The organism is Mucilaginibacter frigoritolerans, assembly GCF_007830615.1.
GTDB classification, from domain to species: domain Bacteria; phylum Bacteroidota; class Bacteroidia; order Sphingobacteriales; family Sphingobacteriaceae; genus Mucilaginibacter; species Mucilaginibacter frigoritolerans.
In genome coordinates this window covers 47858-59962 of record NZ_VLLI01000011.1, presented here as the reverse complement: position 1 = coordinate 59962, position 12105 = coordinate 47858, and the positions used below count along the sequence as shown (strand labels likewise).

14 protein-coding genes are annotated in these 12105 nt (G+C 40.3%); 2 read left to right on the top strand and 12 right to left on the bottom strand.

The genetic code is table 11. The features are described 5' to 3' along the window. Positions 1 to 22: 22 nt before the first annotated feature. The 6 genes from JN11_RS17605 to JN11_RS17580 form a co-directional block, all read right to left on the bottom strand. The gene (locus JN11_RS17605; protein WP_144914664.1) at positions 23 to 817 is read right to left on the bottom strand and encodes a DUF1295 domain-containing protein; all 795 of its coding nucleotides are present in this window, start codon (positions 815 to 817) and stop codon (positions 23 to 25) included. Further along, the gene (locus tag JN11_RS17600) at positions 810 to 1145 is read right to left on the bottom strand and encodes a DUF1475 family protein (RefSeq protein ID WP_144914662.1); all 336 of its coding nucleotides are present in this window, start codon (positions 1143 to 1145) and stop codon (positions 810 to 812) included. The genes JN11_RS17605 and JN11_RS17600 overlap by 8 nt, the downstream gene beginning before the upstream one ends. 5 nt (positions 1146 to 1150) lie before the next feature. Continuing rightward, positions 1151 to 1885: an acyl-CoA desaturase gene (locus JN11_RS17595; RefSeq protein WP_144914660.1), complete on the bottom strand. Its 735-nt coding sequence runs from the start codon at positions 1883 to 1885 to the stop codon at positions 1151 to 1153. A 55-nt stretch (positions 1886 to 1940) separates the two neighbouring features. Further along, positions 1941 to 2486, bottom strand: a complete 546-nt coding sequence (locus JN11_RS17590; RefSeq protein WP_144914658.1) for a peroxiredoxin — start codon at positions 2484 to 2486, stop codon at positions 1941 to 1943. A 115-nt stretch (positions 2487 to 2601) separates the two neighbouring features. After that, entirely contained in the window at positions 2602 to 3477 is an 876-nt protein-coding gene (locus JN11_RS17585) for a TIM barrel protein (protein WP_144914656.1), read from the bottom strand. 72 nt (positions 3478 to 3549) lie between these two features. Next, the gene (locus JN11_RS17580) at positions 3550 to 4344 is read right to left on the bottom strand and encodes an NIPSNAP family protein (RefSeq protein ID WP_144914655.1); all 795 of its coding nucleotides are present in this window, start codon (positions 4342 to 4344) and stop codon (positions 3550 to 3552) included. A gap of 300 nt (positions 4345 to 4644) precedes the next feature. On the opposite strand from JN11_RS17580, the gene epsC reads away from it, so the two are divergent. Both epsC and cysM read left to right on the top strand, forming a co-directional pair. After that, positions 4645 to 5454 (top strand): serine O-acetyltransferase EpsC, encoded by an 810-nt coding sequence (gene epsC / locus JN11_RS17575; RefSeq protein ID WP_144914653.1) that lies wholly within the window; start codon positions 4645 to 4647, stop codon positions 5452 to 5454. Positions 5455 to 5460: 6 nt separating this feature from the next. Continuing rightward, positions 5461 to 6333, top strand: a complete 873-nt coding sequence (gene cysM, locus JN11_RS17570) for a cysteine synthase CysM (RefSeq protein ID WP_144914652.1) — start codon at positions 5461 to 5463, stop codon at positions 6331 to 6333. 66 nt (positions 6334 to 6399) lie between these two features. On the opposite strand, the gene JN11_RS17565 is transcribed toward cysM, so the two are convergent. The 6 genes from JN11_RS17565 to gcvH form a co-directional block, all read right to left on the bottom strand. Continuing rightward, a complete protein-coding gene (locus JN11_RS17565) occupies positions 6400 to 7395 on the bottom strand; it encodes a glycoside hydrolase family 43 protein (protein ID WP_246139049.1) in 996 nt (331 codons plus the stop codon). A gap of 18 nt (positions 7396 to 7413) precedes the next feature. Then, positions 7414 to 8625, bottom strand: a complete 1212-nt coding sequence (locus tag JN11_RS17560; protein WP_211360826.1) for a DEAD/DEAH box helicase — start codon at positions 8623 to 8625, stop codon at positions 7414 to 7416. A gap of 138 nt (positions 8626 to 8763) precedes the next feature. Further along, positions 8764 to 10878 (bottom strand): ferrous iron transport protein B, encoded by a 2115-nt coding sequence (gene feoB / locus JN11_RS17555; RefSeq protein WP_144914650.1) that lies wholly within the window; start codon positions 10876 to 10878, stop codon positions 8764 to 8766. An 11-nt stretch (positions 10879 to 10889) separates the two neighbouring features. Then, the gene (locus JN11_RS17550) at positions 10890 to 11105 is read right to left on the bottom strand and encodes a FeoA family protein (protein ID WP_144914898.1); all 216 of its coding nucleotides are present in this window, start codon (positions 11103 to 11105) and stop codon (positions 10890 to 10892) included. 224 nt (positions 11106 to 11329) lie between these two features. After that, entirely contained in the window at positions 11330 to 11725 is a 396-nt protein-coding gene (locus JN11_RS17545) for a VanZ family protein (RefSeq protein ID WP_246139048.1), read from the bottom strand. Then, complete coding sequence (gene gcvH / locus JN11_RS17540; protein WP_144914649.1) at positions 11725 to 12105, bottom strand: glycine cleavage system protein GcvH; 381 nt, start codon at positions 12103 to 12105, stop codon at positions 11725 to 11727. Before gcvH ends, JN11_RS17545 begins: the two co-directional genes overlap by 1 nt.

The window sequence follows — 12105 nt, the reverse complement described above, 5'->3', positions numbered from 1 at the left end:
AGCCATAAGCTCTATTTTTATTTCAACTCCTTTTAAACCAGGGTATAAAAACACTCGTTTTTTGCTGATACAGCTTAAATGCCTCACCTTTTGAACGAAGGGATTGCGCCTCTGTAGCCGGGATACCTGTTACCTTCAACAGCAAATACAAAATGATAGCTGGACTAATGATAGCCAAATAGCCATAAGGCGATGCCAGGGCAAATGCAAAGTAGGATAACCACATCAGCCACTCAAAAAAATAATTAGGATGCCTGGAGTATCCCCAAAGGCCCGTATCGCAGATCTTTCCTTTGTTATCCGGATTTTTTTTAAATGCCGCCAATTGTGCATCGGCAATAGCTTCGCCTAAAACACTTATCAGCCACAAAGCCGCACCGGCATATTCAAATGGAGAAAGCTGCTTAGCGGTATTTAGTGTGATGATAAAAAACGGGATGGCCAGCAATACATTTGATATAGCCTGGAATTGAAAAAAGAAAAAGAACTTCTTTTCGGCATTGGGTGCCCACTCGTTACGCAATTGCTGGTAACGGCCCTCTTCCTCGTTCAGGTGTTTCGTAATCCTAACGGCCAAATGTGTTCCTAAACGAAAGCCTGCAATAATAACCATGCTGCAAATAAGCAATTTGCGGGTTTCAAATCCGGGTGCAAACAACAATAAAATAATAGCAATTACCGGGAAGTTATACGACCAAAAAATATCAACCACACCGGCATTTTTTATTTTATGTGCCCAAAACCACACTATCACCATAATGCCGCAGCAAGCAAGCAGGCTATAAATTACTAAACTAACTATTGATTGATTATCCATTTTGTTTACTGAAAAATTCCTTAAGACCCTCGCCGGGTTTTAATTTTAAAAGCTGGATAAGTACATAAGCACAACTGGCTATACTACCTAAAGCTACTAATAATATTAACCAAACCACTTTTAACACTATACTTTTCTCCTTATAACAAAGCCAGAAAAAAATGATGGTTACATTGGCATAAAAATCCCAAAGGGTTGCCCGCATCCAGGGTATTGATCCCAAAAAATCCCATTCTTTAAACAGGTTGCTGTTGATGCTGGTATTGATTACCACGTAACACATCCATACAAACAGCAGGGTAAAAAAAACTTTTAAGGTAGTGATCATAAAGTTCAGGTTGTTTTACGCAATTTAATAATTCGCATCCAGTGCATCAATCTGATTATAGGATACGATGGATCGAGTTCAAACCAGCGTTTGGCAAAATTTACATCGTTAGGTTTTTGATGGTGATTATTCTGAAAAAGCTCGCCCATCATTAAAAAATCAAGAGGAAGCATGTTTTTGCTGTGATCGCCATTATCAAAATTAGTGTAACCGTATTTATGGCCGCACCAGTTTACAATGGCACCATGTAATGGGCCCATAAAAAAGTGAATGGGCAATAATAAATATAACCACCAATAAGGTGCAAAAACAATGTAAAATGCAATATAGAATAAAACAAATCCTATACGGGTAAGCCACATATCGCCAATATAATCGAGGGTAGGCCAGGTGGGGTAACGATCACGAAACTGCGGCTCAGGCTCCTGTTTATATTTGAGGTAACTGAGATAGATGTTTTTAGTCTGGATCATCAATCCCCAAACATCTTTTATAAAATGAGGAGAATGTGGATCCTTCTCGGTATCACTGTAGGCATGATGCATACGGTGCATAATGGCATAAGCTCGTGGATTAAGAAATGATGAGCCTTGAAAAATGAAAGTTGCCAAGTAAAATGTCCGCTCCCAAAACACATTCATCTTAAACATTTTGTGCGATGCATAACGATGCAAAAAAAATGTCTGGAAAAATAGGGAAAAGAACCAGTGACAGCAGAAAAAGACAATTATAATGGTCATTTCATTGGTTAATTATTCAGATCAGGTTAAATGAGGTATTAATTAAACCATCCTGTTAACCCTTTCCTTGCTGCTTTATAAAGGCAAGTGCATCATCCGAATGTTTTTTGCCCTGCATCATGGCTTCATAAGCAAAAACCACTTTGCCATGTAAATCAATAACGAATGTTTCGCGCCCTGTCATAAACATTTTGTTTTTCACCCCAAACTGGTGATACACCTTGTTATCCGGATCGCTTAATAATGTAAATGGTAATTTGTAATGATCGCTGAATGCTTTATGGCTGGTAACTGTACCACCATTTATGCCAATAACCATTGCTCCCGCTTTGGTGAAATCGTTGAAACTATCCCTGAATGAGCATGCCTCTTTTGTACAAACCATGCTTTCATCCTTTGGATAAAAATAGATTACCAAAAAACGCTTTCCCGCATAATCTGCACTGTTAAATACTTTCCCGTTCTGATCTGCCAATGAAAATGATGGCATGGTATCGCCAACAGCTAATGCTTTTGGTTCAGATTGAGCTTTCACCCCGTTAAATGTTATCATTAAAAGGAGCGAACATAGGATGGAAGAGGCGGCAGATTTTGTTTTCATAATTTAACTTACGTAGAAATAACTGTACAGCGATTTATTATCCATAAATATTTATAACGCAAAAAAGCCAGACCTTCGAATGAAGACCCGGCTTGAGTTGATTAATTGAATATCTTTAAACTAAATTACTTTTGATGTAGTTATAGCTTTTAGTGATGCTATCGTAAGGCTCGCCTGGGCATTTATCCTGCTCAACAAAGAAATATTTCAATCCGGCTTTACTGGAGTGTTCAAATATTTTTTTGAAATCAATAACACCATTGCCTACTTCGGTAAACATCTGTTCAGGTGTTTTGTCCATATCTTTAATGTGCCACAGTGGGAAACGGCCCGGGTGTTCGTTAATTAATGCAATTGGATCCTGTTTTGCTTTGGTTACCCAGTACATATCCATTTCCATTTTTACCAGGTTCTTATCGGTAACCGCGAGCAGGGTTTCGTATGGATATTTTCCATCTTCCTGTATAAATTCAAAATCGTGGTTATGGTAGCAAAGTTGGATACCTGCTTTTTTGCAGATTTCACCTGCGGTATTTAAATCGCCGCCAATTTTTTTGTAATGCTCAAGCGTTCCGCGTTCTGCAGGCGATAGCCATGCGCATACCATGTATTTGATTCCTAAAGCCGCAGCATCATCAACTGCCCTGTTCCAGTCATTCAATATGGTACCTTTCATATCTTTACCATCCTCGCCTAAGCGATAGTGGCAGCTTGGCATTATCAGTCCATTATCCTTTAAAATTTTGGAGAAACCCGCGCCGTCCATTCCGTAAAACTTCTCGGTACCGGTATAAGTTGCACCTTCAACAGAGTTATAACCCACCTGTGCAACTTTTGCTAAAGTAGCCGCGGGGTCACTCTGCATGTGATCGCGTACGGTGTACAATTGAAGCCCTATGTATTTCTTGTCGTAAGCAAATAATTTAGGGGCCACTAACAATCCAGCCGAAAGCACAGCCGAAGTTTTAAGAAATGATCTTCTGGTAGTCATGATTTTAAAATTGGTTGAGGTAAATATAGTGTATTATTGACACAATCAAAATATGCAACCAATTTGATACAATTATATTTGCGAGCAAGCAGCAGGTACTATAAAAGTTGAAGTAATGCGCGAAACCAGCTTTGAATCAGCATAATCAGGAATAGAACTTATTTTTTTCCATTCGGCATCGCCGCCAAAAGCTTTCCAATGCGCATCATGTGCGGCCATGTCATCAAAGCTTACCATGTAGGTTAAATTGGGGCGCAAATCGCCAATAATGGTTTCACCAAAAAATACCGGGTTAAATCCTAATCGTTTAAAAATATCTATCTCTCCGGCATCATTAAACATTTCCAGTTTCTTTTTCCCGGCAGCCTCACTGGCATGTTCGTAACGTCGCAACTCAAAAATGCGCTGTTTATGTTCGGGCACTTGCAATACCGGCATGTGAGCAAAGGCTTTTAAAAGAGAGCTTTCAATTCTTTCATATGCCGGTGCTGTTGCCGGGGCATTTAAATAAGTTGCTCCGGCAGCCAGGTATATTGTATCGGCAGCCAGTTTATCATTTACATTTAAAAAATCATCCCATGAGTTATAGGGGATAAAAGAATATAATTTAGTTTGGCCAGTAGGTTTCAATTCGGTAAACAAGCCTACGTGTTTACTCCCAAAACGGTTTAAGGCCGGGATAAACGCATTGGCGAAATATTCTTCCACCAGCCTTTGTTGCTCACCATCTTTTAAAGTATACACACGCAATTCATAAAATTGCCGGACTGTCTGTTTAGTCGTTATAGCAGATTTACTTATTTGAGGAATTACCGCTCCCGCAGCGGTTGTAATAAGTGAGGCTTTTACAAAGGAACGTCTTTTCATTTTAAGTGGATTGGTGCTATAAAACTACAATATTTCTGAATCATATATCAACGTGGTAGCTGCTACAAAGCGTAAATCTTTTATGCCATAAAAAACAGCAAGCCAATTGTTCCGATAAATCTATCTGCTAAATAGTCTTTTTACAAACTATCAACATTTTTTTACATAAACTTGTAATATGATCTAACCAATCGAGTTTAAAAGCCTGTATTTCTACGTCCCGGAGTCATTTTTTATTTTCTACCGGGTTGAAAGGTTTATAGCTTTTTGCTATTGAATAAAAATTTTTAGACGTATACAATGAGCGATCAATTTTACCGGCAAATTTTTGATAAACATCAGCATGTTGAAGCCGTGCCATCCAACAAGGAAATAACGGCCTGGGCATTGCAGGTTATCCGCTTATTGTTTCCGGAGCAATCAAAACAGGTATTTATATCAATTAATGATTTAAAGGCAGAATTTACCCGACTGGAAAACGAGCTGGTATTGGTGATGAATGCTACTAAAGCCTGTCAGAATTGTGATAACGAACAGCTGGCCCGATCGTTTTTTAGTCAGATTCCCGATCTATATGCTATATTAAATACCGACATACAAGCTATTTTTAACGGTGACCCTGCTGCAAAAAGTGAATTTGAAGTAATACGTACTTATCCTGGATTTTTTGCTATTTCCTTTTACCGGTTGGCCAATAGTTTATACAAGCATAATGTGCCCTTGTTACCCCGCATACTTACAGAACATGCACATTCCAAAACAGGTATTGATATTCACCCGGCGGCAGAAATTGACGAGTATTTCCATATAGATCATGGCACTGGTATTGTAATTGGAGAAAGCTGTATTATCGGTAAGCATGTAAAACTGTACCAGGGAGTTACGCTTGGAGCACTAAGCGTAGCTAAAAATATGGCAAACACCAAAAGGCACCCAACGGTTGAAGATCATGTGGTAATTTATTCGGGAGCTACAATTCTGGGTGGTGAAACTGTAATAGGGCATAACAGTGTTATTGGTGGCAATGTGTGGCTTACTAAAAGTGTTCCGGCACATTCAACGGTGTTTCATAAACCGGAAATCACCGTGTTAAATAAATCAAAAGTTTAAAATATCATGGCAGGTATAATTGATCTGATAGGCAATACGCCGATTGCCGAAATAAAAAGACTTAACCCCAACCCCAACGTACGCATTTTTGCCAAACTGGAAGGAAATAACCCCGGTGGTAGTGTAAAGGATCGTGCTGCGTTAAATATGGTACGCAGTGCCATGGAACGTGGCGATATTAAAAACGGAACGAAGCTGGTTGAGGCTACAAGCGGTAATACAGGCATTGCGTTGGCTATGATAGCATCTTTGTACGGACTGGAAATTGAGCTGGTAATGCCGGCCAATTCAACTCGCGAACGTACTTTAACCATGGAAGCATTTGGCGCCAAAGTAACTTTGCTAGATAATATTGAACTTTGCCGAGATTATGCCGAAGAAAAGGGCGCTAGTGGCGAATATTTTTTACTGAACCAGTTTGCCAATCCGGATTGTTACCTGGCCCATTACAAAACTACGGGGCCCGAAATTTGGCGCGGTACTGAAGGGAAGATAACCCATTTTGTAAGTGCGATGGGTACTACGGGTACCATTATGGGTAACTCCCTGTTTTTAAAAGAAAAGAATCCAGATGTGCAGATAATAGGCTGTCAGCCTACAGAGAATTCGTCTATACCGGGTATCCGCCGCTGGCCGGTGGAATATCTGCCTAAAATATTTGATCCCAAAAGGGTTGACCGTGTAATGGATATATCGCAGGAAGAGGCTACACTAATGGCCCGCAGGATGGCCAAGGAAGAAGGCATTTTTGCCGGGATGAGCAGTGGGGGTGCCATGTCTGCCGCTATAAGACTTGCTGAAGAGCTTAAAGAAGGCACCATTGTATTTATTTGCTGCGACCGTGGTGACCGGTACTTAAGCAGTGATTTGTTCGGGTGATTTATTGGAGCGTAATAAAAGTAAGTCATGTTGAACTTGTTTCAACATGACTTACTTTTTTAATCCTTACAACTTCCTCTCTTCCACGCCTTCATTGGTAATCTTTACCGGTTCTATCAAGCCATCTTTATCAAAATACATTTTATCAATACAAACTACACGGTGATTACCGTCCGTTTCACCTAATGGGCGGCGATGATAAACAATGTACCATTCATTAGTACCGGGAATATTAATTACCGAATGATGGCCTGCACCTGTGGCTATGGCAGGGTCCTGTTTTAAAATAGTGGCAATGCGTTTAAAAGGACCGGTTGGGGTATTGCCAATGGCGTAGGCTACACGGTAGTCGGGGCCTGTCCAGCCACCTTCGCTCCACATTAAATAATACTTACCCTTACGTTTAAACATTACCGGACCTTCCACATAATCCTTGGGCGTAATATTTTTGTAGGAGATACCGTCTGCAAATGGCACTACTCCTGTAAAATCATTATTCAGCTTCGCAATGTTGCATTGGCCCCATCCGCCATAAATAATATAATATTGCCCGTCGTCATCTTTAAAAACAAACTGATCTATTGGTTGTGCCTTATTGTATATTTTGCCAATAAGCGGCTTGCCTAAATAATCTTTAAACGGACCCTCGGGTTTATCAGCAACAGCAACGCCAATTCCACCAATTTCTTTGGTATCATCATGAATATCATTCGCACCAAAAAACAAATAGTATTTGCCATCTTTTTGGGTGATAGCCGGGGCCCACAATGCTTTCTTCACCCATTTTACTGCGCTTGAATCCAGCACATGTGAGTGTTTTGTCCAGTGGACGAGGTCGGTTGATGAAAAGCCGTCCATAAATACCTGCTCATGATAAGGTGCTGAATAGGTTGGGTAAACCCAGTATTCGTTACCAAATATTTTTGCTTCCGGGTCGGCGTACCAGCCCGGGAAAATAGGATTACCTGAAAATTCTTTTTTTTGTGCCGACAAACTGCCTGACAGAAATATCAATGCTAAAAATAAAGCGCACTTAGCTGCCTTCCACATGATGTTCTTCATGATGCAAGAATAGTAAAATTATTTTTGAGGTTTATTTTTATTGCCCCAGCGGCGCTTTTGTGGCCGCTTTTTAGGGTCGTGCTCTTGTTTAGGAGCTTCGATGGATTTTAATTCATCAGGCACATCAATTAAACGAATGGGCTTTTCAATTAGCTGCTCAATATTTTTGAGTTTGCGCTCATCTCTATGATTTACAAAGGTGATGGCGGTACCAGTAGTTTCGGCACGAGCGGTACGACCAATACGGTGAATATAGTCCTCCGGATCACCAGGAACATCGTAATTAATTACCAAATCTATCCCCTCCACATCAATACCACGTGACAAGGCATCAGTGCCGATAATAACCGGGAGCTGTCTGTTTTTAAATGCCAGCAAAATATCTTCGCGTTCCTTTTGCTCCAGATCGGAGTGAAAGGCGCTTACTTTAATATTTGCCTGTTTTAGTTCTTTGGTGAGCGATTTTACAATTTCCTTGCGCGAAGCAAAAATAATGGTGCTCACATACGATCCATTCTTTAACAACATTTGCAGCAAGGGTGTTTTTTGCTGATCGTGTACACGGTAAATCTGCTGATCAATCCCTACTGCAGGCTGCGATAAAGCAATATTGATCTGTGCGGGATTATTTAGTACTGTTTTTGCCAGTGTGCGGATGCGCCCCGGCATAGTGGCAGAAAACAACAACGTTTGCCGGTCCTTTGGCAGGTAACTGATAATTTTCATGATATCATCAGAAAAACCCATATCCAGCATACGATCGGCTTCATCCAGTACCAAATGTTTAAGATGATGTAGTTTTAAAATGCCTGATGTAAGGTGTGCAATCAACCTGCCGGGAGTAGCAATAATGATGTTTACATTATTCTGGATACCTCGACGCTGTTGTTCGTACGCGGAACCATCTCCACCACCAAATACGGCTATAGAGCTGATACCTGTAAAGTAAGCCAAACCCTCCACTTGCTGGTCAATCTGCTGTGCCAGTTCACGTGTTGGTGCTAAAATAAGGGTATTAATCTGGTGTTTATTACCGTTGCTGATGGCGTTTAAAACCGGAAGCAGATATGCTCCTGTTTTACCTGTCCCTGTTTGGGCACAGGCAATAATGTCCTGTCCGTTTAATATGATCGGGATAGCCATCTCCTGTATTGGGGTTGGGTTGTTGAAACCCATGCTCGAGATGCCTTCTAAAAGTTGCTCGTTAAAATTAAAATCCTGAAAAGTCACTATAGTTTTTATGGTGGATGATGCAAGGTAGCAAAAAATGTTGTGTTTGTGATATTGAATCTGAGCTACTTGACTTAGCATATCATCGTTAAGCCCAAACACGCCTTTTTACCTTCAAAAAAGAAATGATTGTTAGTTTTATTTCAATAAATTATAGGCAATAAAACTTGCCACATAAGCCAGCACTGTCATGTATGCAAATTGGATAGCAGGCCAGCGCCAGTTCTTTGTTTCGCGGTAAACTACGGCAACAGTGCTGGCGCATTGCATGGCGAAAGCATAAAACATCATTAATGAAAAAGCTACTGCCAATGAAAATACCGGCTGCCCCGTTTGCGGATTAGTGGCTGTTTTCATTTTGTACTGTACCGATTCCATTTTTTCGGCGCTGCCTTCTACACTGTAAATAGTGGCCATGGTGCCTACAAATACTTCGCGGGCCGCAAATGAAGTAATCAGGGCTATGCCTATTTTCCAATCGAAACCTAAGGGTTTTATTACAGGCTCAATTACATGGCCCAATACACCAGCATATGAATTTTCGAGTTTTTCAGAATTAATGGCCCTGGTTAAACTATCAGGCGTAAGATGCTGTGTATATTGAGGCCGATGATATTTTTGTTCAATATGCTTAAAGCGGTCACCGGGGCCATAAGATGCCAAAACCCATAATATTACCGAAATAGCAATGATTACTTTTCCTGCCTGAAAAACAAATGATTTTGAACGATCATACATCGAATAAATCACATTTTTCCATCTTGGCATCCGGTAAACAGGCAGTTCCATAATAAAATAGCCGCGTTCGCGCCCTTTCAATATCAGCTTAAATGCAAATGCAACTACAATGGCCGATATTAAACTGAATATGTACATCCCCGTTAGGGCAAGTCCCTGCATATTAAATACCCACCAAACGTTGCGGTTGGGCACTACCAGGGCTATTAATAAAGTATAAATAGGCAAACGGGCAGAGCAGGTAACCAAAGGGGTAACCATAATGGTAATCATCCGGTCTTTCCAGTTTTCAATGGTTCGGGTACTCATTATAGACGGTACGGCACAGGCAAAGCCACCAATAAGCGGCACTACCGATTTTCCGTTAAGGCCCACCTTACGCATCAGTTTATCCATCATAAAGGTAACACGCGACATGTAGCCGGTATCTTCCAGTATAGAAATAAAGGCAAACAGGATAGCTATTTGTGGTATAAATACCATTACGCCGCTTAGCCCACCAATTACACCATCAACTAACAAGCCTGTTAAGGGACCGGCAGGAAGTATTTGATGCAGGGTGCTCTGGATCCATACAAATAGATCGCCGATAAGTTCCATCGGGTAGGCAGACCAGGCGAAAATGGACTGGAACATGAACAGTAAAATGCCGAAAAAGATAATAAACCCAAAAACCTTGTGGGTAAGTATCTTATCAATTTTATTGCTGGTAGTTTCCAGCTGGGCTGTTTCGGGTACTTTTACCGTATCATAAAGCAGGTCATTAATAAAATTATAACGTGCTATGGTTTCGGATGCCTGAGCTTTTTGCGAATGGAAAGAAAATTCTTTTTCAAGTTCTTCTATCCTGTCGCTTTGCGCAGGCGAAATAAATTTTATGGTTTCATGCTGATGCGCCAGTTGCAGAGCATAGTAAGAATTATCAAGTTTCAGCTCGCTGCTAATTTGTGCAATTAAGCCAGGAGCGAGCGACTCTACATCAATAGATTCTTGTTGAAGGGCTATTTTGTTAGCAAAACTGATAGCTTCTTTTAACTTATCTATTCCTTCCACTTTTCTTGCTGAAATAGGAACAACGGGAACACCCAATTTTGCTGCAAAAAGGTCAATATCAATATGGATTCCTGACTTTTTAGCCAGATCCATCATATTTAAAGCGATAATAACCGGAATTTTAAGATCAGCTACCTGGGTATAAAGCAACAGGTTCCTTTTGAGGTTTGATGCATCCAGAATAACAACAATCAGATCGGGGGAGTGCGGGTTTGAATGATCTGCAAGTACTGAAAAGACGATAGATTCGTCTTTGCTTTTTGGATAAAGACTGTAAGTGCCGGGTAGATCTATAATTTCGGCAGTCCTGCCATCGGGAAGGGTAGAAAATCCTGTTTTTTTGTCAACAGTAACCCCCGGAAAATTTCCTATCTTTTGATTTAAACCGGTTAATGTATTGAAAAGAGTTGATTTACCGGTGTTGGGGTTTCCTACAAGAGCAACTCTAATGTCGGCTTTCAATGGAATAAAAACTATTGCAAAATAATAGTCGAAGCTTCAAATTTACGTAAGCTTAGCTGATAACCTGAAACGGTAATCGCAATAGGATCCCCAAGTGGTGCGATACGTGAAATTTTAATTTCTTCGCCAGGCAAACATCCCATCTCCATCAATTTTACCGACATTTCTAAATCAGTAAATTCTTTTACTATTCCTTTTTCGCCTACTTCAAGTTGTGAAAGCCTCATCATATTGTTTAAAACTTAGTCAAATGTAGACCTTATTTAAATTAAATCCAAATAAGATTTGATGATATGCATCACATTTTTATAGGGTCTATGTCATTTTTTAGGCTTTTGTTACAGCCGTATTTTTTTGCTTTATGTAACCGAAGGTTGGACAGCCACATCCTTTATGAAAAATTCCACACGAGGAAAGAGAGAGCAGGCTTAAAAGCCCCACAATAATCCATCTATTTTTTAACATATTTTAATGCACTAAAAGTTACCAAAACACTAAAAGCACCCATTGCAGCACCCACACCATCAGCAAAAAGATCGTTCCACTCGCCGCTGCGCCAGGTAAAAATAAGCAGTTGCAATAGTTCAATTGCGCCGCCGTATGCTATTGCAATTACGGTAAACAGTATTATGCCTTTATACGGTACATACAGGGTTGATAGTTGCCTTATTAATCCATTGGCATAAAACACTACCAGCACAAAAAAGAACCCGCAATGAACCAGCTTGTCAAATCCCGGAAAAAACATGGGCGACTCTGCAATCTTGCCGAGGTGAATGCTGCACATTACAAAAATAAATAAGGCCCACAAAATAGCAGGCCCGTAATATTTAAATAATGTTTTCATTAAACGCCTATAAGCGATTTATAGCTATCGGCTGATAAAAGATCATTAACGCTGGCGGCGTCAGCAAGGGTTAATTTCACCATCCACCCTTCACCATACGGATCTGAGTTTACCAGTTCAGGCTGCTTATCAAGAGCAGGGTTAACTTCAGTAATTGTTCCGGTAACCGGCATAAACAGGTCAGAAACGGTTTTAACAGCTTCTACTGTACCAAATACTTCATCTTTGGCAACTTCTTTTCCTAAAGAGGCAATATCGATGTACACAATATCACCTAATTCACGCTGTGCAAATTCAGTTATGCCTACATAAGCTTCATTGCCATCAACTTTAATCCACTCGTGGTCTTTGGTATACTTTAATCCTGATGGAAAATCCAT

Bases quoted from the DNA above. Each gene is read 5' to 3' on its own strand.
- JN11_RS17605 (WP_144914664.1), bottom strand. From the start codon at position 817: ATGGATAATCAATCAATAGTTAGTTTAGTAATTTATAGCCTGCTTGCT.
- JN11_RS17600 (WP_144914662.1), bottom strand. From the start codon at position 1,145: ATGATCACTACCTTAAAAGTTTTTTTTACCCTGCTGTTTGTATGGATG.
- JN11_RS17595 (WP_144914660.1), bottom strand. From the start codon at position 1,885: ATGACCATTATAATTGTCTTTTTCTGCTGTCACTGGTTCTTTTCCCTA.
- JN11_RS17590 (WP_144914658.1), bottom strand. From the start codon at position 2,486: ATGAAAACAAAATCTGCCGCCTCTTCCATCCTATGTTCGCTCCTTTTA.
- JN11_RS17585 (WP_144914656.1), bottom strand. From the start codon at position 3,477: ATGACTACCAGAAGATCATTTCTTAAAACTTCGGCTGTGCTTTCGGCT.
- JN11_RS17580 (WP_144914655.1), bottom strand. From the start codon at position 4,344: ATGAAAAGACGTTCCTTTGTAAAAGCCTCACTTATTACAACCGCTGCG.
- epsC (WP_144914653.1), top strand. From the start codon at position 4,645: ATGAGCGATCAATTTTACCGGCAAATTTTTGATAAACATCAGCATGTT.
- cysM (WP_144914652.1), top strand. From the start codon at position 5,461: ATGGCAGGTATAATTGATCTGATAGGCAATACGCCGATTGCCGAAATA.
- JN11_RS17565 (WP_246139049.1), bottom strand. From the start codon at position 7,395: ATGAAGAACATCATGTGGAAGGCAGCTAAGTGCGCTTTATTTTTAGCA.
- JN11_RS17550 (WP_144914898.1), bottom strand. From the start codon at position 11,105: ATGAGGCTTTCACAACTTGAAGTAGGCGAAAAAGGAATAGTAAAAGAA.
- JN11_RS17545 (WP_246139048.1), bottom strand. From the start codon at position 11,725: ATGAAAACATTATTTAAATATTACGGGCCTGCTATTTTGTGGGCCTTA.
- gcvH (WP_144914649.1), bottom strand. From the start codon at position 12,105: ATGGATTTTCCATCAGGATTAAAGTATACCAAAGACCACGAGTGGATT.